20 protein-coding genes and 2 tRNA genes are annotated in these 24,157 nt (G+C 70.5%); 3 read left to right on the top strand and 19 right to left on the bottom strand.

The features are described 5' to 3' along the window. Positions 1-111: 111 nt before the first annotated feature. Positions 112-2,997: a leucine--tRNA ligase gene (gene leuS / locus ACFYZB_RS18635; protein ID WP_388759558.1), complete on the bottom strand. Its 2,886-nt coding sequence runs from the start codon at positions 2,995-2,997 to the stop codon at positions 112-114. A 439-nt stretch (positions 2,998-3,436) separates the two neighbouring features. Between leuS and ACFYZB_RS18630 the strand changes: the two genes are divergently transcribed. Further along, positions 3,437-4,711: a cytochrome b/b6 domain-containing protein gene (locus ACFYZB_RS18630; protein ID WP_388759556.1), complete on the top strand. Its 1,275-nt coding sequence runs from the start codon at positions 3,437-3,439 to the stop codon at positions 4,709-4,711. After that, entirely contained in the window at positions 4,711-6,321 is a 1,611-nt protein-coding gene (locus ACFYZB_RS18625; RefSeq protein WP_351203018.1) for an NADH-ubiquinone oxidoreductase-F iron-sulfur binding region domain-containing protein, read from the top strand. Before ACFYZB_RS18630 ends, ACFYZB_RS18625 begins: the two co-directional genes overlap by 1 nt. 119 nt (positions 6,322-6,440) lie before the next feature. On the opposite strand, the gene ACFYZB_RS18620 is transcribed toward ACFYZB_RS18625, so the two are convergent. From ACFYZB_RS18620 to ACFYZB_RS18575, 10 genes are all read right to left on the bottom strand, one after another. Then, a tRNA-Ala gene (locus ACFYZB_RS18620) sits at positions 6,441-6,513 on the bottom strand. 115 nt (positions 6,514-6,628) lie between these two features. Next, entirely contained in the window at positions 6,629-6,862 is a 234-nt protein-coding gene (locus ACFYZB_RS18615) for a hypothetical protein (protein ID WP_006136074.1), read from the bottom strand. A gap of 3 nt (positions 6,863-6,865) precedes the next feature. Then, positions 6,866-7,039, bottom strand: coding sequence for a hypothetical protein (locus ACFYZB_RS18610; RefSeq protein ID WP_351203015.1), 174 nt, complete (start codon positions 7,037-7,039; stop codon positions 6,866-6,868). Between the two features lie 264 nt (positions 7,040-7,303). After that, positions 7,304-7,376: transfer RNA gene (locus ACFYZB_RS18605), tRNA-Ala, on the bottom strand. A gap of 117 nt (positions 7,377-7,493) precedes the next feature. Beyond that, positions 7,494-8,162 (bottom strand): histidine phosphatase family protein, encoded by a 669-nt coding sequence (locus ACFYZB_RS18600; RefSeq protein WP_388759553.1) that lies wholly within the window; start codon positions 8,160-8,162, stop codon positions 7,494-7,496. Beyond that, positions 8,162-8,605, bottom strand: a complete 444-nt coding sequence (rsfS, locus tag ACFYZB_RS18595) for a ribosome silencing factor (RefSeq protein WP_351203011.1) — start codon at positions 8,603-8,605, stop codon at positions 8,162-8,164. Before rsfS ends, ACFYZB_RS18600 begins: the two co-directional genes overlap by 1 nt. 102 nt (positions 8,606-8,707) lie before the next feature. Then, on the bottom strand, positions 8,708-10,429 hold the full coding sequence (locus ACFYZB_RS18590; protein ID WP_388759549.1) for an LCP family protein: 1,722 nt from the start codon (positions 10,427-10,429) through the stop codon (positions 8,708-8,710). Between the two features lie 16 nt (positions 10,430-10,445). Continuing rightward, positions 10,446-11,132 (bottom strand): nicotinate-nucleotide adenylyltransferase, encoded by a 687-nt coding sequence (gene nadD, locus ACFYZB_RS18585; RefSeq protein WP_388759546.1) that lies wholly within the window; start codon positions 11,130-11,132, stop codon positions 10,446-10,448. A 56-nt stretch (positions 11,133-11,188) separates the two neighbouring features. Continuing rightward, complete coding sequence (locus tag ACFYZB_RS18580; RefSeq protein ID WP_388759543.1) at positions 11,189-11,344, bottom strand: hypothetical protein; 156 nt, start codon at positions 11,342-11,344, stop codon at positions 11,189-11,191. A gap of 121 nt (positions 11,345-11,465) precedes the next feature. Next, complete coding sequence (locus ACFYZB_RS18575; RefSeq protein WP_388759541.1) at positions 11,466-11,630, bottom strand: hypothetical protein; 165 nt, start codon at positions 11,628-11,630, stop codon at positions 11,466-11,468. Positions 11,631-11,732: 102 nt separating this feature from the next. On the opposite strand from ACFYZB_RS18575, the gene ACFYZB_RS18570 reads away from it, so the two are divergent. Beyond that, a complete protein-coding gene (locus ACFYZB_RS18570) occupies positions 11,733-12,821 on the top strand; it encodes a M48 family metallopeptidase (protein ID WP_388759538.1) in 1,089 nt (362 codons plus the stop codon). A gap of 36 nt (positions 12,822-12,857) precedes the next feature. Here the strand turns inward: ACFYZB_RS18570 and ACFYZB_RS18565 are convergent, their stop codons facing one another. From ACFYZB_RS18565 to ACFYZB_RS18530, 8 genes are all read right to left on the bottom strand, one after another. Next, the gene (locus tag ACFYZB_RS18565) at positions 12,858-13,928 is read right to left on the bottom strand and encodes a hypothetical protein (RefSeq protein WP_388759536.1); all 1,071 of its coding nucleotides are present in this window, start codon (positions 13,926-13,928) and stop codon (positions 12,858-12,860) included. Positions 13,929-14,017: 89 nt separating this feature from the next. Continuing rightward, positions 14,018-14,584, bottom strand: a complete 567-nt coding sequence (locus ACFYZB_RS18560) for a hypothetical protein (RefSeq protein WP_388759534.1) — start codon at positions 14,582-14,584, stop codon at positions 14,018-14,020. A 121-nt stretch (positions 14,585-14,705) separates the two neighbouring features. After that, positions 14,706-15,992: a glutamate-5-semialdehyde dehydrogenase gene (locus ACFYZB_RS18555; RefSeq protein WP_388759532.1), complete on the bottom strand. Its 1,287-nt coding sequence runs from the start codon at positions 15,990-15,992 to the stop codon at positions 14,706-14,708. A 92-nt stretch (positions 15,993-16,084) separates the two neighbouring features. Next, positions 16,085-16,510 carry a hypothetical protein gene (locus ACFYZB_RS18550; protein ID WP_351202993.1) on the bottom strand — a complete coding sequence of 142 codons (426 nt, stop codon included), beginning with the start codon at positions 16,508-16,510 and terminating at the stop codon, positions 16,085-16,087. Positions 16,511-16,642: 132 nt separating this feature from the next. Beyond that, a complete protein-coding gene (gene proB, locus ACFYZB_RS18545; protein ID WP_388760121.1) occupies positions 16,643-17,749 on the bottom strand; it encodes a glutamate 5-kinase in 1,107 nt (368 codons plus the stop codon). Positions 17,750-18,024: 275 nt separating this feature from the next. Then, positions 18,025-20,133: a hypothetical protein gene (locus tag ACFYZB_RS18540; RefSeq protein ID WP_388760118.1), complete on the bottom strand. Its 2,109-nt coding sequence runs from the start codon at positions 20,131-20,133 to the stop codon at positions 18,025-18,027. A 174-nt stretch (positions 20,134-20,307) separates the two neighbouring features. Next, positions 20,308-21,804 carry a D-ribitol-5-phosphate cytidylyltransferase gene (locus tag ACFYZB_RS18535; protein WP_388759528.1) on the bottom strand — a complete coding sequence of 499 codons (1,497 nt, stop codon included), beginning with the start codon at positions 21,802-21,804 and terminating at the stop codon, positions 20,308-20,310. Positions 21,805-22,323: 519 nt separating this feature from the next. Then, on the bottom strand, positions 22,324-23,871 hold the full coding sequence (locus ACFYZB_RS18530) for an alkaline phosphatase D family protein (RefSeq protein WP_388759526.1): 1,548 nt from the start codon (positions 23,869-23,871) through the stop codon (positions 22,324-22,326). Positions 23,872-24,157 lie beyond the last annotated feature (286 nt).

The following is a 24,157-nucleotide window of genomic DNA, read 5'->3' as shown; positions in this document are numbered from 1 at the left end:
ACACGCCGCTGTGCTCTCCACGGTAAACGCAGAGGGCAGGCCCGGGGTTCCAGAAAAACCCCGAACCTGCCCGTAGGGGACTACCCCGAGACGGCGAACGGCCCCCGTTTCCTAGGCGGGAACGATGTTCACCAGCTTCGGTGCCCGGACGATCACCTTGCGGATGCCCGCGCCACCCAGCGCCGCGACGACCTTCTCGTCGGCCAGCGCCACCTTCTCCAGCTCCTCCTCGGAGATGGCCGGCGGCACCTCCAGGCGGGCCTTGACCTTGCCCTTGATCTGCACGACGCAGGTCACGGTCTCGTCCACGACGTAGTCCGGGTCGGCGACCGGGAAGTCCTGGTGGACGACCGAGTCGGTGCGGCCCAGCTTGCGCCACAGCTCCTCGGCGATGTGCGGGGCCAGCGGGGCGACCATCAGCACCAGCGGCTCGGCCACCGAACGCGGCACCGCCGTGCCGGCCTTGGTCAGGTGGTTGTTCAGCTCGGTGACCTTGGCGATGGCGGTGTTGAAGCGCAGGCCCTCCAGGTCCTGGCGGACGCCGTCGATCACCTTGTGCAGGGCGCGCAGGGTCTCCTCGTCGGGCTCGGCGTCGGTGACGGTGACCTCACCGGTCGCCTCGTCGACGATGTTGCGCCACAGCCGCTGCAGCAGCCGGAACTGGCCGACCACCGCGCGCGTGTCCCACGGCCGGGAGACGTCCAGCGGCCCCATGGCCATCTCGTACAGGCGCAGGGTGTCGGCGCCGTACTCGGCGCAGATCTCGTCCGGGGTCACCGCGTTCTTCAGCGACTTGCCCATCTTGCCCAGCAGGCGGGAGACCTTCTCGCCCTGGTAGTAGTACTCGCCGTCCCGCTCCTCGACCTCGGCGGCCGGCACCGCGATGCCACGGCTGTCGCGGTAGACGTAGGCCTGGATCATGCCCTGGTTGAACAGCTTGTGGAACGGCTCGGCCGACGACACGTGGCCCAGGTCGTAGAGGACCTTGGACCAGAAGCGCGCGTACAGCAGGTGCAGCACGGCGTGCTCGGCGCCGCCGACGTACAGGTCGACTCCGCCGTGCGGACGGCCCTCGCGCGGGCCCATCCAGTACTGCTCGATCTCGGGGTCGACCAGCTGCCGCTCGTTGTGCGGGTCCAGGTAGCGGAACTCGTACCAGCAGGATCCCGCCCAGTTGGGCATGGTGTTGGTCTCGCGGCGGTACTTCTTCGGGCCGTCGCCCAGGTCCAGGGTGACGTTGACCCACTCCTCGTTGCGCGACAGCGGGGTCTCGGGCTGGGTGTTCGCGTCGTCCGGGTCGAAGGTGCGCGGGCTGTAGTCCTCGACCTCGGGCAGCTCCAGCGGCAGCATCGACTCGGGCAGCGGGTGAGCGATGCCGTCCTCGTCGTAGACGATCGGGAAGGGTTCGCCCCAGTAGCGCTGACGGCTGAACAGCCAGTCGCGCAGGCGGAAGTTGACGGTGCCCTCGCCGATGCCCTTGCCCTGCAGCCACTCGGTGATGCGGGCCTTGGCCTCGGTGACGCCCAGGCCGTCCAGGGAGACCTCGTCGTTCGAGGAGTTGATGATCTTCGCGTCGTACGCCCCGAAGGCGTTCTCCCACGTCGAGGTGTCGGTGCCGCGGCCGTCGGTCGGCTCGACCACACAGCGGATCGGCAGCTCGAAGGCGCGCGCGAACTCGAAGTCACGCTGGTCGCCGCAGGGTACGGCCATGATCGCGCCGGTGCCGTAGCCCATCAGGACGTAGTCGGCGATGAAGACCGGGATGCGCTCGCCGTTGACCGGGTTGGTGGCGAACGCGCCGGTGAAGACGCCGGTCTTGTCCTTGGCCTCGGCCTGGCGCTCGACGTCGGACTTCGAGGCGGCCTGCGCGCGGTAGGCGGCGACGGCCTCGGCCGGGGTGGCGTGCCCGCCGGTCCACACCGCGTGCGTGCCCTCGGGCCAGGCCTCGGGGGTGAACTTCTCGACCAGCGGGTGCTCGGGCGCCAGCACCATGTAGGTCGCGCCGAACAGGGTGTCCTGGCGGGTGGTGAAGATCGTGATGTGCTCGCCGTCGATCGGGAAGTCGACGCGGGCGCCCTCGCTGCGGCCGATCCAGTTGCGCTGCTGCAGCTTGATGGCCTCGGGCCAGTCCAGCTCCTCCAGGTCCTCCAGCAGCCGGTCGGCGTAGGCCGTGATGCGCATGTTCCACTGGCGCAGCTTGGCCTTGAAGACCGGGTAGTTGCCGCGCTCGGAGCGGCCGTCGGCGGTGACCTCCTCGTTGGCCAGCACGGTGCCCAGGCCGGGGCACCAGTTGACCGGCGCGTCGGAGGCGTAGGCCAGGCGGTACTCGCCCAGGACGTCGGCGCGCTCGGTGGCGTTCAGCTCGCTCCACGCGCGCGTGGTGCCCGGAACCGCGCGCTCACCGGACTCGAACTGTGCGATCAGCTCGGAGATCGGGCGGGCCTTCTCCGCCGCGTCGTCGTACCAGGAGTTGAAGATCTGCAGGAAGATCCACTGGGTCCACTTGTAGTAGTCCGGGTCGATCGTGGCGAAGGACCGGCGCTTGTCGTGGCCCAGGCCCAGCCGGCGCAGCTGGGCCTTCATGTTCTCGATGTTGGCCTCGGTGGACACGCGCGGGTGCGTGCCGGTCTGCACGGCGTACTGCTCGGCGGGCAGGCCGAAGGCGTCGAAGCCCAGGGTGTGCAGGACGTTGTGGCCGTTCATGCGCTGGAACCGGGCGAAGACGTCGGTGGCGATGTAGCCCAGCGGGTGGCCGACGTGCAGCCCCGCACCCGAGGGGTACGGGAACATGTCCATGATGAACTTCTTGGGCCTGGCGACCAGCGCGGCGTCGCCCGCCAGGTCGCCCTTGGGGTTCGGCGCGGCGTAGGTGCCGTCGGCGTCCCAGAAGTCCTGCCAGCGTGCCTCGATCTCGGCTGCCATGGCGGCCGTGTAGCGGTGCGGCGCGGCGGCCTCCGCCGACGTGGTGGCGGCGGCAGCGGGGTTCGTCTCGCTCATGATCCTCAAAGCTCCATCGATCGTCTCTGCCTGCGGCTGTGACATTCCAAGAAACGAAAAAACCCCTCGCACAGGAGGGGACGCCGCGCCGATGCCGACCTCACGGTTCGACCCGGGGTCGGTACTGATCAGCGCGGCCCGCTAAGCAGAAGGCGTACGGCACGCATGGCGTTAGGGTACCGCAGGCCCTGAGCGAGCGGCGACGGCCTTGAGCAAGCCGCGGCCCGCTTCCGTATCCCTTGTGGACATGCCAGGAGCCGCAAGGGGAGCTGAACCAAGGTCGACAACTACTTCGCGTACCGTCCCCCAAGGGACATCGCCCCTGTCACATTGTCCGTTGATAACAACGCAATAACTCAAACCCCCGTACTGATCGGTATGGCGCCACTTAGAGTTCGGCAGCGGGACCGCTTTCCCGAAACTGCTCGGAGTTGCCCCCATGAACCCTCGTCGTAGTACCCGCTCCCTCCCCCAACCGGGCCGCTCGGCCTATGGGGTGGCGTCGGCCGTCGTCCTGCTGCTGATACCCGTGGTCGTGCTGGTCGGAGGCAACCAGTTCCGCGACTTCCTGAACTTCGGCGCGGGCGTGCTGTCGCTGGTCTCGCTCAGCTGCTCGGTGATCTGGGGCCTGTTCGCGCAGGACCGGATCTTCCTGAACATCCGGCAGCGGATCATCGGCCAGGCCGTGCACCGCACGCTGGGGGTCGCGTCGATCGCGTTCCTGCTGCTGCACATCACCACGAAGGTCGCGCTCGGCCACACGAAGGCGATCGCCGCGATCATCCCGTTCTCGCTCGGCATCACGGGCATCGGCGGCCTGATCGGGCTGGGCTCGCTGGCGGGGCTGCTGATGATCTTCGTGGGCGTCACCGGCGCCCTGCGCAGCAATTTCGCCACCCCGGCGCCGGTCGCCGCCCGCTGGCGGGCGATGCACATGCTGGCCTACCCGGCCTGGTGCGCGGCGCTGATCCACGGCCTGTACGCGGGTCGCGCGGCCAAGCCGTTCTTCGTGATCTCCTACGGCCTGTCGCTGCTGGGCGTGATGGCCGCCCTCGCCCTGCGCGCCGCCCCCCGCCCGGTCAAGCGCAGGGTCGCCGACCGGCTCGTGGCGCTGTTCGGCAGTTCGGAGCGGCCGGGACTCGACGAGCTCGACGCGAGCCGTTCCCGGGTGGCCGAAGCGGCTCCGGCGGGCTTCGAGGACCGGCGCGAGCCCAGGGGGGCCGCCGCCCCGTCCGCGCCGCTGTACCAGTCCCCCGCCGCTCCCGCGGCGGAACCCGCGTCGGGCTTCGCGGCCGCCTACCGCGCCGTCTCCACGCCGGGCCGCTCCCGGCCGTCGTACCCGGCCGGCCAGACCGCCCGCATGGACCTGCCGCTGGACATGCAGGCCACGGAGGCCATGCCGCGCATGGACGGCTCCGCCGGCACCTCGGGCAGCTGGCCGATCCCGTCCCCGCCGCCGGTGGGCGAGGCCCCGCGGTCCGTGTACGACCCGCTCCAGGACACCGGGCAGACCATTCCGGTCTATGGCAATTCGGGCGCCGCGGGATACGGCGGAAGTGACATGTACGACACCGGTGAGACAAACGGCCTCTATGGCACGTACAACGCCAGTGACACGTACAACAGCGGTCCCGCTACCGAAACGCTGCCCGGCGCGTCCTACGACACTCCGGGTTCGGGCGAATCCTGGAACACGCCGTCCGGAGGCTTTTAGTGAACGAGGCCCTGCCCGACGTCCCCGAAGTCCGCGTGGTCGGCCTTCCGCAGCTCACGTCGGGCTTCGACCTTGTGGAACGACTCGACCTGCCCATGCACCTGAAGGTGCACGGGCCGCTCGACCCGCTCGGCGGTGAACAGCTCGCACAGCTCGCCGAACGCATCAACCTCAGGGGCCGCGGCGGCGCGGGCTTCCCCTTCCACAAGAAGCTGCGCTCGGTCGCCGAGTCGGCGATCAAGCGCGGCGTGCGGCCGGTCGTCGTGGTCAACGGCAGCGAGGACGAACCGGCCTGCCGCAAGGACACGGTGCTGATCAACCGTGCCCCGCACCTGATCCTTGACGGCGCGCTGCTGTGCGCCGAGGCGCTCGGCGCACGCACGCTCGTGATCGGTGTCACACGCGAGTCCACGCAGCGCTCCATGGAGGCCGCGCTCGCCGAACGCGGGCTGAGCAACAGCCGTAGGTCCGCGCTCCGCGCGTGGGTGCAGCGCAACCCGGTGCGGATGGTCACCGGCGCGGCCGCCTCGCTGATCCGCTCGGTCGACGGCGGCCCTGCGATCCCGCCCGGCCGCAAGATCAGCGCCTCGCAGAGCGGCGTCGGCGGCGCGCCCACGCTGCTGTCGAACGCGGAGACGTTCGCGCAGCTGGCCATCGCCGCCCGCATCGGCCCCGAGCGTTACGGCAACACCGGCCTGTACGACGAGCCGGGCACCGTCATGCTCACGGTGTCCGGTGCGGTCGCCCGCCCGATGGTGCTCGAGGTGCCCACGGGTGTGCCGCTGCGCTACGTGCTGCAGCTGGCGGGTGCCCCGCCGGTGCCGCAGGGCGTGCTGACCGGCGGCTATCACGGCAAGTGGATCGACGCGGCGACCGTCGACGAGGCGATCGTCTCCCGCAACTCGCTGGACGCGGTGGGCGGTTCGCTGGGCGCGGGCGCGATCCTGCCGATCAGCCAGGAGACCTGCCCGCTCGGCGAGTCGCTGCGGGTGGCGCAGTGGCTGGCCGAGGAGAGCGCGGGCCAGTGCGGCCCCTGCTACCTCGGACTGCCGGCGGCCGCACGCGGCATGGAGGACATCCTCAACGGCGGCGGTCCGGCCGCCCTGGAGGCGCTGAAGCAGGTCGCGAAGAACGTCAAGCGCCGCGGCGCGTGTTCGCATCCGGACGGCTCGGCGATGTTCCTGGAGTCGACCATCAAGGCGTTCACCGACGACCTGGCCGCGCATGTCCTCGGAAACGGCTGCGGACGGCCCGTGGAGGGCGTTCTGCCGCTCTTCGAGGGAGGCAGGGCCCCTACGGGCATCCCGGGCGGCGGAGAGCCCGAGGAGACCGGCGCCAGCCGCCAGAAGATCTACGTCGACTGGACGCTGTGCCGGGGCCACGGACTGTGCGCCGACATCCTGCCGGAGGTGTTCGAACTCGGCGCCGACGGTTTCCCGACGGTCGCCCAGGCGCAGGTGCCGCGGTACGCGGAGGCGAAGGCGCTGCGCGCGGTGCGCCGCTGCCCGGCGCTCGCCCTGCGCATCGAGGAGGACACGCGCGGGCAGGCACCGTCCCGCAACCTGCCGGTCGTCTCCCAGGGCCGCGGCCGGCGCGCTCTCGGCCGCTGAGCACAGACAACGGCGGGCCACCCGAAGCGGGTGGCCCGCCGTTGTGTTCGCGCGCGTGGCGCATCACACAACACGCCGAAGGCGGACCACCCATCGGGATGATCCGCCTTCGACTCCTGTGGAGCTAAGGAGAATTGAACTCCTGACCTCCTGCATGCCATGCAGGCGCTCTACCAACTGAGCTATAGCCCCTTGTTTTCTTGTTTCGCCCGGTTCCCCCGGCGACGTCGTAAACATTACAGGCCCGGGGGCGCAGCGCCAAATCCATTCCTACCGCGCCCCAGTTAGAAGGCAGATGTCCGTTTTGTCAGGCAGTGACGAAGGAGTAGAACCGCTTGAGTGTGCAGTGCTCTTCGAGGAGACGGCCGTAGATCGGCTCGCCCTCCAATTCCCGGTACGTCTCGATCGGGTCGCCTTTTATGATCAGCGCCCGCGCGCATTCCTCGCACCAGTACTGGTAGTCGGGATTGATCGGCTCCATGTCACGGACGATCGGCGTACCGCTCCCACACCAGTCGCACTTTCGCCTGTGTGCACCCATCGATCAGCTCCAGCTGTGGCCGCAGGCCGTGCACACGTAGGAGATTCCGCCGTTGTCGCCCAGGACTTGCGCGACATGCGCGGAACCGCAGGAAGGGCAGCTCAGCCGGGTGGTCGTGCCCTGTATCAACGCCGCACCGAGGAGGTGGCCGACCTCCTCGAGGATGCTCGCAGGCATCGCTACTCCCTCCCGTCGGGCCGCGCCCCCTTCCGGCCGTTTGATTCTGCCACGGCCGGAGCAATACGGTCAGCGACGCCTCAGTACCAGTCCGGACACGAGCGCCGAGAACGCCTCCCCAGCAGGTATACGAGCGCGGGGCGGGAGTGACTCAACCCGGTTCGGCCCTTCGTGCGGTCGGCCCCCGGCCACACAGCGGAAGGCCCGCAGCAGAAGCCCAGAGCAGAAGATCCCGCCCCCCTGAGGGGGACGGGATCCGATCTGTGGAGCTAAGGAGAATTGAACTCCTGACCTCCTGCATGCCATGCAGGCGCTCTACCAACTGAGCTATAGCCCCTTGCGTCACGCGGCGGAGCCGCGTGGTGTCTCGCTCCGCTCGGCGGGGCGAACAAGAAGAACTTTAGCCTGTGACCTGCCAGAAAGTGAAATCCGGGGTCCGCGAGCCGCCGGACGCTCAGTCGTCGTCGCCGAGCACGGGCTCCGGGAGGGTGCCGGCGTTGTGCTCCAGCAGGCGCCAGCCGCGGGCGCCCTCACCGAGCACGGACCAGCAGCAGTTGGAGAGGCCGCCGAGGCTCTCCCAGTGCCCGGCCTCCAGACCGAGCAGCCGTCCGATGGTGGTGCGGATGGTGCCGCCGTGGCTGACGACGACGAGGGTGCCGTCCTCGGGCAGCTTCTCGACGTGCCGCAGTACGACGGGTGCGGCGCGGTCGGCGACCTCGGTCTCCAGTTCGCCGCCGCCGCGGCGGACCGCCTCGCCGCGCTTCCAGGCGGCGTACTCCTTGCCGTAGCGGGCGATGATCTCCTCGTGCGTCAGCCCCTGCCAGACGCCCGCGTAGGTCTCGCGCAGGCCCTCATCGCGGGTGATGTCGAGGCCGGTGAGGGCGGCCAGCTCGGCGGCCGTGTCCGCCGCGCGCTGCAGGTCCGAGGAGATGATCGCGTCCGGCCCCAGGGAAGCCAGCAGCCGGGCGGCGCGGCGGGCCTGGCCGATGCCGGTCTCGGTCAGCGCGACGTCCGTGCTGCCCTGGAAGCGGCGCTCGACGTTCCATGCGGTCTGGCCGTGCCGCCACAGGATGATGCGGCGGCCGCGGTTCCTGCGGTCGGTCACCTCGCCCGTGACGCTCATCACCACTCCCCGCCCGGCTCCTGCTCGGCCTCGGCGGCCTGCAGCCTCATGTGCTCCTCCGCCTTGCCGCGGGTGGCCTTGGCGTCGGCGGGCAGCTCCAGCTCGGGGCAGTCCTTCCAGAGCCGCTCCAGGGCGTAGAAGACCCGCTCCTCACTGTGCTGGACGTGCACGACGATGTCGACGTAGTCGAGCAGGATCCAGCGGGACTCTCGGTCGCCCTCGCGGCGCACCGGCTTGGCGCCGAGCTCCTTCAGCAGGCGCTCCTCGATCTCGTCGACGATGGCCCTGACCTGGCGGTCGTTCGGCGCGGAGGCGAGCAGGAAGGCGTCCGTGATCGACAGCACGTCGCTGACGTCGTAGGCGATGACGTCGTGGGCGAGCTTGTCGGCCGCCGCCTGGGCGGCGGTGTTGATGAGCTCAAGGGAACGGTCGGTGGCGGTCACTGCGTAGCTTTCGGGTCGGCGGTCACTGGACCTCAAGGGTCTCACGGACCGCCCGGCGCACCCCACGTGATTACTGTGGCACGTGGGGCGCCCGGGACCCGGTCACGAACTGGCGGGCTTGTAGTCCTGGCCGAGGACCACCGAGACGTCGGCACCGGAGGAGACCGTGCCCTTGGCCACGGAGCCGGCGGGCAGGCCGAGGGTCTTGGCGACCTCGGTGGCGTCCGACTTGTGGGAGGCGTCCGCGTACAGCACCTTCGAGGTGGCCTGCGCCCCGGAGGCGGTGCCGCCCTCCAGGAAGGTGAAGCCGCCGTTGAGCAGCACCACGCGGGCCTTCTCCGTGTCGTCCTTCACACCGGTGGCGTTCTGCACGGAGACCCGGACCGCGGACCCGGCGTCGGGGCTCTTGGCGGTGCCGCCGAGGATGTCCTTCACCACGCTGTCGCTGGTCCTCGCGCTCAGGGTGCCGTCGGCCTGCACGGGCAGCAGGGCGGTCCGGTAGGCCCCGCTCTTGGCGAGGTCGGCGAGCTTGGCGAGGAAGGCGCCGAGGTCCTTGTCGGTGAGGGGCGGGTCGAGGATCTGCGCGAGGGTCTGCACGGTGGTCGTGGCCGACGACGGGTCGGAGGACATCTTGCGCAGCACGCCCTGCATGACCTGGCCGAACCGCTCCAGCTGGGCGTTGGGCGACTCGCCGGCGGCGCGGTAGGTGGCGTAGGCGACGGCCATCTTGCCGCTGAGGGTCTGCTGGCTGCCCTTGTGGACGAGGGGTTCGGCGCCCTTCTTCGTGGTGTCCGGGTCGGGCACGTCCGTGTTGGTGTCGATGTCGATGTTGCCGACCAGGTCGACGAGGTTCTGCAGGTAGGGGGTGTCCAGCCGCCAGGTGCCCTGGATGCTGGTGCCGAGCACGGTGTCGAGCTGGCCGAGGGTGCCGGAGGAGCCGTCGTCGGCCACCGACTTGGCGAGGGTGGTGGTGGAGCCGTCGTCGCCGCTCAGGGCGAGGGAGTTGGGCAGCAGCACGGTGCTGCCCTGCTTGGTGGTGGTGTTGTCCACCAGCAGCGCCGTGGAGGTGCCGCCCTTGCCGGTGTTGTGCAGGTGGACGACGATCACGTCGCGTTTCTGGGCGCCGACCGGCGTGGCCGCGCCGGGCTTGGAGCCGGCGGAGGACAGGCCGGGAAGCTTCCCGGCGTACCAGAGGTAGCCGACGCCGCCGACGGCGACCAGGGCGAGGACGACGACGAGGGCGATGATCCGGCTGCGGGCTCGGCGGCGGGCCTCCTCGCGGCGCTCGGTGCGGTTCTCGGTGAACTTCAGCCAGTCGATGACGTCCTCGGAGTCGCCGTCCGGCTCCTCGACGAACGCGAACTGCTCGGTGTGGTAGTCCCGTTCACCGTCCTCGTGCGGCCTCTCGGGCTGCGCCGGGATGTGCGGGGCCTGCGCCGGGGCGGCCTGCTGCGGGATGTGGGCGGTGTGCTCGGTGACCCGGGGCTGCTGTCCGCTGCTCGCGGCCTGCCCGTACGGGTCGTGGCCGGCGGGGTGCCGGGCGCCGGTGCCGTAGGGGTCGTAGGGAGCCTGGGAGCCGTAGGGGTCGTACCCGGGTGCGGGCCGGCCGCTGTCGTAGGAGGTCACCGGCTGCTGGCCGGTGGCGTACGGATCGTAGCCGTAGCCCTGCTGCTGGGCGTACGGGTCGTAGGTCACCTGCTGAGCCTGCGGCGTCTGCTGTGCCGGGACCTGCCGGTACACGGGCCGGCCGTACTCGTCGTAGCCGACGATTTCGTACGGGCCGGCGCCGTGGCCTGCGTCACCCGCGTCGTATCGGTCGTTCACCGGTGCCCCTCTCGGCTCACTCGCCGCGGTACAGCTCGCGCTTGTCGATGTAGCGCACGACTCCGTCCGGCACCATGTACCAGATGGGTTCTCCCTTGGCGACTCTCGCACGGCAGTCCGTGGAGGAGATGGCGAGCGCCGGCACCTCGACGAGCGAGACGCCGCCTTCCGGCAGGCCGACGTCGGTCAGGTGGTGGCCGGGCCGGGTGACGCCGATGAAGTGCGCGAGGGAGAACAGTTCCTCGCTGTCCCGCCAGGTCAGCAGTTGCGCGAGGGCGTCGGCGCCGGTGATGAAGAACAGGTCCGTGTCGGGATTGAGCGCACGCAGGTCACGCAGGGTGTCCACGGTGTAGGTGGGCCCGCCGCGGTCGATGTCGATGCGGCTGACGGAGAACTGCGGGTTCTCGGCGGTGGCGATGACCGTCATCAGATAGCGGTCCTCGGCCGGGGAGACCTTGCGGTGGGACTTCTGCCACGGCTGGCCGGTGGGCACGAACACCACTTCGTCCAGCTGGAACTGCGCGGCGACCTCGCTGGCCGCCACCAGGTGCCCGTGGTGGATCGGGTCGAAGGTCCCGCCCATGACACCGAGGCGCCGCTTGCCCGTGTGGGCGGGGCCGCCGAACGGCCGGTACTCCGGGTGCTCGACCCTGTCGTCGGCGGTCTCGTACGCCGGACCGGTAGGCATGTCCTGCTCTCCCATGCGTGCAGACCCTACCGGCCCGGTCTCGGGCGTCCGGCCGGGGACGGGGTCCCCGCTCAGCGGTCGCGGTTGAAGCGGGTGGTGATCCACAGCAGGAGCAGCAGGATGGCGAGGGCGCTGCCGCCGGTGACCGCCGGGTTGAGGCTGTTGTGGTGGCCGCCCTCGGCTTCGGCGAGGGTGACCATCTGGGCTGCGGCGCTGTGAAGGCTCATCTTCGGCAGGACCTAACGCGTGTGGGCGGGATAAAGATGTCGGCTCATCGTATGCGGGCGCCCCGGCGGCGATCACGCCGACTCTGCCGTTCGGGACGCGCGGGGGAACTTATCCGAGCTGTCAGTCGTCTTTCCGCTTGTAGCCGCTGAGCAGGAACCAGGCGGTCAGTGCACAGCCCAGGACCATCACGATCAGGACGATACGGAGCAGATTGCCCGACCCGTGCTGCTGGACGGCGCTCGCGGCGGCCTCGGTCAGCCGGGCGGCTGCGGGGTGGTGCTCCATGAGTGGACTCCTTCGGCTGTACTGCCCGTCCACGGTATCTCCGCCTAGGCTGGGCTCCGCTTCGGGGGCACAGTGGGCACTCATACGCACATGGGGGAAGACATGTCCGACGACGGCCAGCAGCACACGGGGCACGAGCGCGTGCCGAGCAGGCAGCGCAGGCGTTTCCCGGGGATCTCCTCGCGTGCCTACGAGCACCCGGCCGACCGCTCGGCCCTGGTCGCGCTGCGCAAGCTGAGCGGATTCGACACCGTCTTCAAGGCGCTCAGCGGGCTGCTGCCCGAGCGGAGCCTGAGGCTGCTGTTCCTGTCCGACTCGGTGCGCGTCTCCGAGCGGCAGTTCCAGCACCTGCACGACATGCTGCTGGACGCCTGTTACATCCTGGACCTGGAGAAGGTCCCGCCGATGTACGTCAACCAGGACCCGCAGCCGAACGCGATGTGCATCGGCCTGGACGAGCCGATCATCGTGGTCACCACGGGGCTCGTGGAGCTCCTCGACGAGGAGGAGATGCGGGCGGTCGTCGGGCACGAGGTGGGACACGCGCTGTCCGGACACTCGGTGTACCGCACGATCCTGCTGTTCCTGACCAACCTCGCGCTGAAGGTCGCCTGGATCCCGCTGGGCAACTTCGCGATCATGGCCATCATCACGGCGCTCCGGGAGTGGTTCCGCAAGTCGGAGCTGTCCGCGGACCGGGCCGGGCTGCTGGTGGGGCAGGACGTACGGGCCTCGATGCGCGGCCTGATGAAGATCGCGGGCGGCAACCACCTGCACGAGATGAACGTGGACGCGTTCCTGGAGCAGGCCGAGGAGTACGAGTCCGGGGGCGATCTGCGCGACTCCGTGCTGAAGATCCTGAACGTGCTGCCCCGCTCGCACCCCTTCGCCACGATCCGTGCGGCCGAGCTGAAGAAGTGGGCCGAGTCCCGCGACTTCCAGCGGATCATGGACGGCCACTATCCGCGGCGCGACGAGGACAAGGACACCTCGGTCAGCGAGTCCTTCCGCGAGTCGGCGGCCAGCTACGCGAGCGAGGTGAAGACCTCCAAGGACCCGCTGATGAAGCTGGTCTCCGACCTCGCGGGCGGCGCGGGCGACCTGGGCGGCCGGGTTCGCCGCGGCTTCGACGGCTTCCGCAGCCCGCCCCCGGCGCAGGAGGGCCCGACGGACGCCCCTCAGGAGGGCTGACTCCACCCCGCCGCAATCCGGACACCCGGAAACCGCTCACACCTTCGGCTGAGCCCCGGCGGCCAGTGTTCCGCACAGGGCCGTGGGGCTGTCCGTCTCGTAGGGGTCGGTGCCCGCGGGGACGCCGGTGTGGGCGGTCTGGCCGGCCAGGAGGGGGCGGAAGTAGGCCGTGGAGTCCTCGGCGCAGGCGAGGGGGCCGGCCTGGACGTAGGACGTGAGCAGCTGGACCTGGTGGGTGCGCAGGTCGTCGCGGGTGAAGCGGAAGGTCAGCTCGCGGCGGACGGTGAAGAGGGACACCGGCGCGTTCGCCGCGGCGCCGGTGGGGCGCAGGGCGTAGACGAAGGTGTGGTCGGCGGTGACCTCCAGCGTGTCCGAGTCGGACTCGGTGGCCTGCAGGTCGCCCTGGACGCGGACCCGGTCGTCGGCGAGCTGGGCGCGGGAGGGGTCGAGGCGGACCAGCCAGCCGGTGGCACTGTGCCGGCCGTCCGCCGCCGGGTGGTCGAAGCTCTGGTCGAACTGGTCGAGCTGGTCGGCGTCGATGAGGGCGCGGGCGGGGCTGACCTGACGGCCGGTGAGCACCTCGGGGTAGAGCGAGGAGCGGACGATGTAGTCCTTGGCGGTGGTGAGCGCGGCCACCACCTGGCTGTCGGAGAAGTGGGCGGTGCTGCGGGAGGCCGGCAGGGGTATGCCCTCGGCGCCGACGTCGTACTGGGCGGCTGGGCTGTGGGCGTACAGGTACTCGGCGTCGGCGGTGCCGGGCACCCTGCCCGTCGGGGCGAGCGGGATCACCGTCATCCGCAGGGGCTCGGCGGGGCGCCGGGCCTCCGGGGAGCCGTAGGGGTGGCGGACGCCCATGTAGATCGCGGTGCCGAAGGCGACGGCGATCAGCAGGACGAGGACCAGGGCCTGCCGGGTGAGTCCGCGGTGCAGGGGCGGGCGGCGGCGTACGGCGGGCGCGTGGTCGGCCATCCGCTCCTCGGCCGAGTACTCCTGGAGGCGGGCAGCACGGACGAACGACTCGTCGAACACGACGGATCGGTACTCGTCCTCGCCACCTGCGGGGCCGCCCTCGGGTGTGCCCTCCGGTGGGTCTCCAGGCCCGCCCATACTTTCAGAGTAGGTCGCGTGGGCCTCAGGTAAACGCCCTGCTACACGACAACTTCTGACAGGTGCTCACCAAGTGTGGGCGTGGCCGTTCAGGGGGAGCGCGGGATGGCCGAGGCCGCCGGCTGGGAGGTGTCGGCGGAGACGGACGGCCCGGCGGCGCTGCCCTGTTCCAGGCCGGTCGGGGCGGGCGCGGGGACCCCGTCACGGGTGCCGGCGGAACCGCCCCGGTAGACGGCGGCGAAGGCCAGGGCGACCATGCCGATGCCCATCACGACGGCCAGCACCCAGGCCACGGGGCGGTGCCAGCGGACCGGTCTGCCGTATCCCCCGAAGTGGCGGTCGCCGAGGACGTAGGCGTCCTCCAGCTCGTCGTCGTCCGGATCTTGGCCGAAATCGGCCCCCTCGGGGCCGTAGGCGTCGTCGTAGCGCTCGCTTCGGGCGTGGGCGCGGTGGGCCTCCGCCTCGGAGGCCTCGGCTCTGGCCTGTGCGGCGGCCAGGAGGCGCTCGACGGCGGTCGGCTCATGGACCGTGGCCGCCCGTACGAAGGCCTCGTCGAAGACCACGGAGGCGAACTCTTCGTCCGACACCCCGTGGTCGTGGTCGTCGTCGGGCTCCCAGCCGTCCGGGAACGGCGTGCCCCCCACGTCCTCCGGCACGCATACAGAGTAGACCTGGGGGGTCAATTTGGGCAGACGGTATGGAAATTCGTCTGACTGATGAGACACCGTTTCGGCCGCCCCGCACGCCCCCGGCGACGTACGGCCGAACGGGTGGGTCTCAGGGGCGCACGTGACCGTCGCCGGTGACGATGTACTTGGTGCTGGTCAGCTCCGGCAGGCCCATCGGGCCGCGGGCGTGGAGCTTCTGCGTGGAGATGCCGATCTCGGCGCCGAAGCCGAACTGGCCGCCGTCGGTGAAGCGGGTGGAGGCGTTCACGGCGACGGTGGTGGAGTCGACCAGCTGGGTGAAGCGGCGGGCGGCCTGCTGGGAGGTCGTGACGATCGCCTCGGTGTGGCCGGAGGTCCACAGCCGGATGTGCTCGACGGCCTTGTCCAGCGAGTCCACCACCGCGGCGGCGATGTCGTACGAGAGGTACTCGGTCTCCCAGTCCTCGGCCACGGCCTCCACGACCGTCGCCTTGGAGTCCTGGGCGTAGGCCAGCACCCGCTCGTCGGCGTGCACGGTGACGCCGGCCTCGGCGAGGGCGTCGAGGGCGCGCGGCAGGAACACGGGGGCGATGTCCTGGTGGACGAGGAGGGTCTCGGCGGCGTTGCAGACGCTGACCCGCTGGGCCTTGGAGTTGATCAGGATGTCGATGGCCATGTCGATGTCGGCGTGGGCGTCGACGTAGACGTGGCAGTTGCCGGTGCCGGTCTCGATGACGGGGACGGTGGACTCGCTCACCACGGTCTGGATCAGGGAGGCGCCGCCGCGTGGGATGAGGACGTCGACCAGGCCGCGGGCACGCATCAGCTCGCGGACGGACTCGCGGCTCTCGCCGGGCACCAGCTGGACGGCGTCGGCGGGCAGCCCGGCGCCGCCGACGGCGTCACGGATGACGCGGACGAGGGCGGTGTTGGACTCGTAGGCGGAGGCGGAGCCGCGCAGCAGGACGGCGTTGCCGGACTTCAGGCAGAGCGCGGCGGCGTCCACGGTGACGTTCGGACGGGCCTCGTAGATGATGCCGACGACGCCGAGCGGGACGCGGACCTGGCGCAGGTCGATGCCGTTGGGGAGGGTGGAGCCGCGGACGACCTCGCCGACCGGGTCGGGCAGCTTGGCCACGTCACGGACGTCGGAGGCGATGGCGCGGACCCGCTCGGGGGTGAGGGTGAGCCGGTCGACGATGGCCTCGCTGGTGCCGTGCTCCCGGGCCTTGGCGACGTCCTTGGCGTTGGCCTCGACGATCTCGCTGGTCCGGACCTCGAGGGCGTCGGCGATGGCGAGCAGCGCGTCGTCCTTCACGGCACGCGGGAGCGGCGCGAGGTCGGCGGCGGCGGCCTTGGCCCGGTAGGCGGCCTGGGTGACCGGGGACATCGAGTCGTACGGCGAGAGCGTGGTCATGAGGGAAGGGTAGTGCGCGGGACGGGCCGGTCACCGCTCATCCCAAACCCCGAGACAAGGCCTCAGGAGGGATCAAGGTGGCTCAAGGGGGATCAAAAGGGGTGGACTCCGACCGGTGTCGCGGGCGGCGGGCCGTAGCCCTCGGCGATGCGCTGGTGGTAGGTCTCGCGGTCGATGACCTCCAGGCCGACGATCTCCCACGGGGGAAGTCCGGCGGTCTGCCGGTGCTCGCCCCACAGGCGCAGGGCGACGGCGGCGGCGTCGTGCAGGTCGCGGGCCTCCTCCCAGTACCGGATCTCCGCGTGGTCGCTCGCGTAACGGCTGGTCAGCAGGAAGGGGTGGTCGTGGGCCAGCTGTTCCAGGGCCCGTCGCAGATCCGCGAGGGGGACGTCCGGCCCGGCGACGCTGAGGGTGACGTGCCAGAGCCGGGGCAGGTCCTTGGGCTCCTCGTAGGTGTCGCCGGCCGCGACGCTCGTCAGGGCACCGCGGGTGGCCACCCCAGCGCGCACTCGTCTCACGACGGCCTCCTTGACCCACCGCTCGGGAACGCCACTCGGACGTCTCTCTGAGACAAAGTTGAGCAGGACCTACGGCACCGCGGGGCGGTTTTACGGAACGTCCCCCACCGGGAGCCGTCGTTACGTCCTGTTTTACGTGTGCAGGAGCACCAGGTCGTCCCTGTGTACGACCTCGCGTTCGTACGCCGGGCCGAGTTCCCGGGCCAGTTCGCGGGTCGAACGTCCGATCAGCCGGGGAATCTCCTTGGCGTCGAAGCTGACGAGCCCACGGGCCACCGCGCGCCCCGTGGTGTCGCGCAGTTCGACGGGGTCGCCGGCGCTGAACTCGCCCTCCACGGCGGCGATTCCGGCGGGCAGCAGCGACGTGCGCCGCTTCACGACGGCGTCCACCGCACCGTCGTCCAGGACCAGCGCGCCCTGCGGGGTGGAGGCGTGCTGGAGCCACAGGAGCCGGTCGGCGGAGCGCTTGCCGGTGGGGTGGAAGTAGGTGCCGGTGTCGCCGCCGCCCAGGGCGTCCGCCGCGTGCACGGCGCTGGTGAGGACCACGGGGATGCCGGCGCCGGCGGCGATCCGGGCGGCCTCGACCTTGGTGACCATCCCTCCGGTGCCCACGCCGGCCTTGCCCGCGCTGCCGATCTCGACGCCCGCGAGGTCCTCCGGGCCCTTCACCTCCGCTATCCGCGAGGTGCCGGGCCTGCTGGGGTCGCCGTCGTAGACGCCGTCGATGTCGGAGAGGAGGACGAGCAGGTCGGCGTGGACGAGGTGGGCGACGAGGGCGGCCAGGCGGTCGTTGTCGCCGAAGCGGATCTCGTCGGTGGCGACCGTGTCGTTCTCGTTGACGATCGGGAAGGCACCCATCGCGAGGAGCTTGTCGAGGGTGCGGGAGGCGTTGCGGTGGTGGGCGCGCCGGCTCATGTCGTCGGAGGTGAGCAGGACTTGGCCCACGCGGACGCCGTAGCGGGCGAAGGAGGCGGTGTAGCGGGCGACGAGCAGACCCTGGCCGACGCTGGCGGCGGCCTGCTGCCGGGCGAGGTCCTTGGGGCGGCGCCGCAGACCGAGCGGGGCGAGGCCGGCGGCGATCGCCCCGGAGGAGACGAGGACGATCTCGCGCTCTCCCCCACTGCGGATCTTGGCGAGCACATCGACCAGCGCGTCGACGCGGTCGGCGTCCAGGCCGCCGGCGGCCGTGGTCAGCGACGAGGAGCCCACCTTGACGACGATCCTGCGGGCCTCGCACACGGCCTGCCTTGCCCTTGCCACCTTGTCCTCAGTTTTCTCGCGCGGTTTGGCTGCCTGTGCCGCAATCTACGCGAAGTGGATCGCCTCGCGCCCGTCGGTCCAGCGTCCGGACAGGCTCTGGGCAGCCGTTCACTCACGATGCGAGTACGGCAAAAAGGGTTGTACCGGTTTCGTATGGAAATTAAAGCTATCCCAACGGGCTGCGGAACCTGAACGACGGCAGAGGGCCGGCCCCGGGAGCGATCCCGGGGCCGGCCCGCGCATGCAGTGGGGTGTCAGCCCGCGTTCACACCGTCCTGGTCGTCCACGGACGCCATCCGCTGCCCCGGCACCCCGTTGCTCAGCTCGGCGGGGTCCGTGCCCCCGGCGCTCAGCCGGGACTGCTGGCCGACGTTGCGCGCCTCGGCCTTGAGGGCCAGGTCGGCCACCGCCATGTTGAACTGGACGATGGACTTCGGCTCGTCCGGGCCCAGCAGATAGCGCTTGAGCTCCTTGCGGGCGTCCATCAGCGGGTCGGCGGACGGGTCGCGCACGGCGTCCAGCAGGCCTCCCAGCTCGCCCGCGTCATTGGACAGGATCACCGCGGCGCGCACGGCCGTGTTCTGCCGCTTGAACTCCTCGTGACCGAGCTCGCCGGAGTCGGTGACCGCGTACGGCTTGCCGCTCGCGATGAAGTCGGAGACCACGGAGGAGATGTCCGAGACCATCGCGTCGGAGACGTTGAAGCAGTCGTACAGACGCGGCTCGGCGCCGGTGATGACGCGGTGCTCGTACGACGGGAAGGAGCGCCAGTAGGCGGCGTTCCACTCGGCGCGCAGCCGGGCGATCTCCTCATGCCGCGCCACGTCGACGACACCGTCGCGGGTGGCCTCGGCCTCGTCCCCCTTGTCGCCGCCCACGCCGGTCAGCTCGGCGAGCCGGGCCTCGATCCGCGCGAGCTCGGCCTTGGCCCGGGCCATCGCCTTGCCGTCGGTGCTGAAGCGGGAGTCGGCGGCCCGTTCGGCGGCGGCCTTCTCCACCAGGGCGGTGATCCGCCGGTGCGCGGCGCCGGCCTCCTTGCTGACCGTGCCGGTGAACGGGTGCGGCTTGTACAGGACGCGGACCGGCGGGTCGGCCGTGACCAGCTTCTTCACGATGGTCTCGCCGGCGAGCACGATCGAGGTGTTGCCCGGGTTGCCGTCCCAGCCCTCCCAGGTCGGCGCGTAGAGAACCGTCGGGCAGCGTCCGTCAGCGGCTCCGCCGCGGGGGCCGTCGGGCTCGCCCTGCCAGGTCTGGATGGGTGCGAGCTGCGGGCGGCCGACCTCCACGATGTCGTCGTCGCGGACGCCGACGTCGGCGATGGCGTAGCGGTCACGGCCGGCGCGGCCGGCGGTCCACACCTCGTCGTACACCTTGCTGTACGGGTTGACGCTGGCGAGCTTGTCGCTGTCACCGTGGCCGATGAAGACGTGCTTCATGGTGGGCACGCGCAGCATGTGGATGTTCTTGCCGACGTTCGCGGCGTACAGGGCCACGCGCACGGTCGACAGGTCCATGTTCATCAGGTGCACCCCTCCGGGCACGCAGATGACGGGGGCCGTGGTCGGCGCGAGGTTGTTCAGGATGGCGCGCTCGCGGAGGATGACCAGCGGCCGGGACTCCAGCTGCTCCATCGTCTCCAGCCACATGTTGACCTGGTACGCGGAGTCCTTGGAGCCGGAGAAGTACAGGACCGTCTCCGGCCTGTAGTCGGCCAGCCAGTCGTCGACGGCGGCGAGGACGACCTCGGCCTTCGGCGGGATCTTCCGGCCGCGCACGTAGGGCATCAGCACGAGCACGTACAGCACGCCGAGGGCGACGCTGAGGCCGATGCCGACGAAGCCCGGGGCGGCCGGGGAGTCCTGCCCGGCGGAGATCAGGATGCCGATCATCGCGAAGACGTCCAGGTGGAGCATCTTCTCCGCACTGCGGTGCAGCAGCCGGCGCGACGGAGCGTCCGGGATGCGGATGCGGGACTTCAGGTCGACGTTGCGGGTGGCGACCGGCATCCGGCGGCGGTTGCGGATGAGGGTGACCAGCGCGCCGTGCGGGGCCTGGAGGCCGTAGAACGCGATGAAGCAGGCGACGGCGCCGTAGAAGATCAGGTCGTCCGCGTGCGACAGGCGGGCCAGCAGCAGGATCAGCAGCAGCTGCCGGATCAGGAAGCGGATCGACAGACCCGCCCGGATCTTGCTGAGGCGGTTGATCAGATAGCTGCTCCTGCGGTGCAGATAGTGGTCCGCCAGGTACGTCACGGCGGCCAGGGCCGCGAAGGCGGGGACGCTCGGGACGAGCGCGGCCAGCATGAGCGCCGGGAAGCCCAGGATCATGAGGGCCGCCGCGGCCAGTTCGGCCGCGCTGCCCACCCGGGCTACGCGAATAGCGGTGGATATCACGGAGAAACCTGCTCTGGGAGGGTGAGTGCCGGTTCGCAGAAGTTGTGAGAGACGTAAGAGATGTACGGATTCAGGCCTCTGCTAACGCCCGGTGAATTGGCGGCAGCAGAGGCCTGAATTTCCTAAGAATCTATTGACGAATTATTACATGCCGTCCTGACGGTCCAGCACGGTGGCCAGCGCCTGTTCGAAGCCGGAGGCCTGGGCCGCGCCCGCCGTCGGGTCCTGCTGGCGGACGTCGATCACATGACCGGTCAGCTCGGACAGCAGCACGTCCAGGGAGGTACGGGCCACGGCCTCGGAGGAGAGCAGCGAGCCCGAGGGCTCCTGGCCGAAGGCCTTGGTGCGCATCGGGGTGGCGGTGCGCTCGGGGTTGATGCAGTTGACGCGGATGCCGTCGCCGGCCCACTCGTCGGACAGCGCCTGGGTGAGGTTCACCATGGCGGCCTTGGTGGAGGAGTAGAGGGAGTACTCGGCACGGCCGCGGGTGTAGCTGCTGGAGGTGTACAGCAGCAACTGGCCCCCCGTCTCGGCGAGGTACTTGTAGCTGGAACGGGCGATCTGCACCGGGGCCAGGTAGTTGACCTTCAGCGCCTCCTCGATGGTGGCGTTGTCGGTCTCGGCGAGCTTGCCGATGCGCAGCACACCCGCGGTGTTGACGACATGGTCGATCCGGCCGGTCTCCGCGTACGCCGTGGACAGCGCGTCGTCGACCTCCTCCGGGTTCTCCACGTGGGTGCCGGTGGTGGAGCGGCCGAGCGCGTAGACGTTCGCGCCGTAGGACTCGGCGAGTTCGGCGATGTCCTTGCCGATGCCGTAGGAGCCGCCGAAGACGACGAGCGTCCTGCCGGTGAGGAGTTCGCGGTAGGCGTCCTCGCCGACCTGCTCGGGCGCGGCGGTGGAGGCGAGCTGGAACAGCTTGTCGGCGATGAAGACGTCGACCGGCTGCGTCACCTTCATGTTGTACTCGTCACCCGCGACGACGTGGATCGGCACGTCCGGCAGGTACTTGAGCACGACGGAGCAGTCGTCCGTGGCCTGGAAGTTGGGGTCACCGGCGGCGACCTCGTAGGCGCGGCGGATCGTGGACAGCTTGAAGGCCTGCGGGGTCTGGCCGCGGCGAAGCCGGGAGCGGTCCGGGATCTCGGTGATGAACTCGCCGTCCTCGCCGTGCGTGCGCGTGACGATGATGGTGTCCGCGGACGGGATGGCTACGTCCACGGCCTGGTAACGCTCCAGCGCGGCCACGCAGTCGTCGATGACGCGCCGCGAGAGCAGGGGGCGTACGGCGTCGTGGAAGAGGACGTTGAGGTCCTCGCCCTCGGCCAGTCCCTCGCCCAGCGCGGAGATGGCGCGCTCGGTGGTCTCGTTCCGCGTCGAGCCGCCCTCGATGATCTTCTTCACCTTGGTGAACCCGGCCTTGGCGACGATCTTCTCGACGTCCGGGACGTAGCCCCGCGCCATCAGCACGATGACGTCGTCGATCGAGTCGGCCTTCTCGAAGGTGGTCAGGGTGTGCTCGATGACTGCCTTGCCGGCGATCTTCAGCAGCTGCTTGGGGATCGACAGACCCACCCGCTGACCGGTACCACCGGCCAGGATCACTGCGGTGGTACGGGGCTTGGCTATGTGCTGGGACACAGATGACCTACCTAGGGGCGACAGGGAACTGCGAAATGCTCCCACTTTAGGTAAGGGGAGTGCAAGGTGAGCGCCATCCCATGCATATCTGAGCGCAACCTGTCATTTACCTTGTACTCCTCGTGATTGAGGCCGGGGCCTCTCGAACACCCGTGAATTTGCTGTGAGTAAGTCCACAGGTTGGTCACAGGTTCACGCGGGCGCCCGAGCACCCGGACGAGTTCCTTCGACGACATCTGGTGCACGGTCCGGCGCAGGCCACTCCGGCCGCAGACCGCTCCGGCCGCCGCGGCGGGGCACGCGGTCAAATGACGCACGACGACGTCGCGGACAAGTCGGGAATACAGCTCGTCCGGCAGTTCATTGCCGCGGAATTCGACATCAAGATTCCGCAGCATTTCGGTCTCGGCGAGGGTAAGAGACCGGTTAGCTCCGCACGCCTCGTAGGGACGGTAAGAGCCTTACCCGAGGCGAGGCCGAAAGGAGCCTGGGACCGCGATGAATCCCCGGCTCGGCGGCTCACACGACCCGCACGCCGGGCTCGTCGGCCTCCACCCGCAGGCGGGTGAGCGTGCTCGCCGTGGCCTGCGGCTGCAGGACGGTGTCGACGACGCGGACCTGGACGTCGATGCCGTCGGGGCGGATGTCGAAGAGGTGGTAGCCGCGGTGGGCGTCGATCACCTTCCAGTGCGGGTTGTCCGCCATCAGCGGGTCCCACCGGGCGTGGAAGGCGGCCTGGTCCTGGTCGCCGTCGCTGGAGATGGAGGTGCCGACGAACTCGGCGCCGACGACCTCGGAGTCCGGGGCGGCGAAGTCCTCCGTGAGGTCGCTGATCATCGTCAGGTGCCGGTCGCCGCTGAGCACGACCGGGTTGCGGATGCCGGCGAACTCCTTCAGCAGGGCATCTCGCTCGGCCTGGTAGCCGTCCCAGGCGTCGTGGTACCAGAACGTGCCGTCGCCGGGCAGCAGATCGGTCCCGGCCATCATGATCTGCGAGGCGATCAGGTTCCAGCGGGCCGGGGAGTCGTGCAGCCCGTCCAGCAGCCACTGCTTCTGCCCGGCGCCCAGCACGGTCGTCGACGGCGACTCGGCTCCCTCCTGCGTGGTGGCCCGACGGGCGCGGAACCGCCGGGTGTCCAGGACGCTCAGCCGCGCCAGCCGGCCGAACTCCAGCCGGCGGTGCATCCGGATGTGCGGGCCCGTGGGGATGACGGAGGCACGCACCGGCATGTGCTCGTAGTACGCCTGGCAGGCCGCCGTCAGCCGGGCCGTGAACGCGTCGTGCGACCGCTCGTCCGGGTCCCGCGGGAGCTCACCGGCCCGGTCGCTGTCGACCTCGTGGTCGTCGAAGGTGACCACCCACGGGGCGTTCGCGTGCATCGCGGCGAGGCCGGGGTCGGTGCGGTACTGGGCGTACCGGTTGCGGTACTGCTCCAGGGTGTACGGCTCGTCGCCGCCCTCGTGCCGGCGTACGGCGGTCGCGGAGGGCCCGGACGCGTCGATGTAGTCGCCGACGAAGAGGACGAAGTCGGGGTCCTGGGCGAGCATGTCGGCGTACGGCGTGAAGTAGCCGTGCTGCCAGTTCTGGCAGGAGGCGAGGGCGACACGCAGCGCACCCCCGCTGCACTGCGGGTGGGGCGCGGTGCGGGTGCGGCCGGTGGGCGAGAGGCGGCCGCCGGCCCGGAAGCGGTACCAGTACGGGCGGTCCGGGCGCAGCCCGCGCACGTCCACGTGGACGCTGTGGCCGAGTTCGGGCCGGGCCTGGGCGGTGCCCCGGCGGACGGTCCGGTGGAACCGCTCGTCCTCGGCGAGTTCCCACTGCACGGGGACGGCCTCGTCCGGCATGCCACCGCCGTTCAGCGGGTCGGGCGCGAGCCTGGTCCACAGCACGATGCCGTCGGGCAGGGGGTCGCCGGAGGAGACACCGAGGGCGAACACCCCGTCGGGGAGCGGGGTTTCGGCGGCGCGGGCCGTGCTCGGCAGCCACAGCTGGGCGGACGCCGCGGCGCCGAGGACGGCTGCCCCGGCGGTCAGAAGGCGACGGCGGTCCGGCGGTGCTGCGGTCATGCCCTGACTCCCTTGCCACGGTGGCCTCTTCCGACATGGGGAACCTTTACGGCCGGGTGGTCGGCCCGCTGAACGGGTCCCGTCGCGGGTGTGGCAAGTGAGCACACAACAAGACGTCTCGTGGGTCGGTCACCGGCCGGAACAGGACCGGTTCAGAACCGGAAAAGTGGGGGGGGGGGGGGGGGCGCGGGGCCGCCCCCCCCCCCCCCGGGGGGGGCCCCCCCCCGCGGGGCGGGGGGGCGGGGGGGGGGCGGGGCCCCGGGGGGGGGGGGGGGCGGCGGCGGGG

Origin of the sequence: Streptomyces sp. NPDC001852 (assembly GCF_042891825.1) — a bacterium.
In the GTDB taxonomy this organism is placed as follows: Bacteria; Actinomycetota; Actinomycetes; order Streptomycetales; family Streptomycetaceae; genus Streptomyces.
The sequence above is the reverse complement of the archived record's forward strand: the minus strand, read 5'-3'. Positions and strand labels throughout refer to the sequence as shown.

Coding starts and splice junctions, on each gene's coding strand:
- ACFYZB_RS18555 (WP_388759532.1), bottom strand. CDS start 15,992: ATGACCACGCTCTCGCCGTACGACTCGATGTCCCCGGTCACCCAGGCC.
- ACFYZB_RS18610 (WP_351203015.1), bottom strand. CDS start 7,039: ATGCCTGCGAGCATCCTCGAGGAGGTCGGCCACCTCCTCGGTGCGGCG.
- ACFYZB_RS18600 (WP_388759553.1), bottom strand. CDS start 8,162: ATGAGCGTCACGGGCGAGGTGACCGACCGCAGGAACCGCGGCCGCCGC.
- ACFYZB_RS18615 (WP_006136074.1), bottom strand. CDS start 6,862: ATGGGTGCACACAGGCGAAAGTGCGACTGGTGTGGGAGCGGTACGCCG.
- ACFYZB_RS18580 (WP_388759543.1), bottom strand. CDS start 11,344: ATGAGCCTTCACAGCGCCGCAGCCCAGATGGTCACCCTCGCCGAAGCC.
- nadD (WP_388759546.1), bottom strand. CDS start 11,132: ATGGGAGAGCAGGACATGCCTACCGGTCCGGCGTACGAGACCGCCGAC.
- ACFYZB_RS18630 (WP_388759556.1), top strand. CDS start 3,437: ATGAACCCTCGTCGTAGTACCCGCTCCCTCCCCCAACCGGGCCGCTCG.
- ACFYZB_RS18565 (WP_388759536.1), bottom strand. CDS start 13,928: ATGGGCGGGCCTGGAGACCCACCGGAGGGCACACCCGAGGGCGGCCCC.
- ACFYZB_RS18530 (WP_388759526.1), bottom strand. CDS start 23,871: ATGACCGCAGCACCGCCGGACCGCCGTCGCCTTCTGACCGCCGGGGCA.
- leuS (WP_388759558.1), bottom strand. CDS start 2,997: ATGAGCGAGACGAACCCCGCTGCCGCCGCCACCACGTCGGCGGAGGCC.
- ACFYZB_RS18570 (WP_388759538.1), top strand. CDS start 11,733: ATGTCCGACGACGGCCAGCAGCACACGGGGCACGAGCGCGTGCCGAGC.
- ACFYZB_RS18575 (WP_388759541.1), bottom strand. CDS start 11,630: ATGGAGCACCACCCCGCAGCCGCCCGGCTGACCGAGGCCGCCGCGAGC.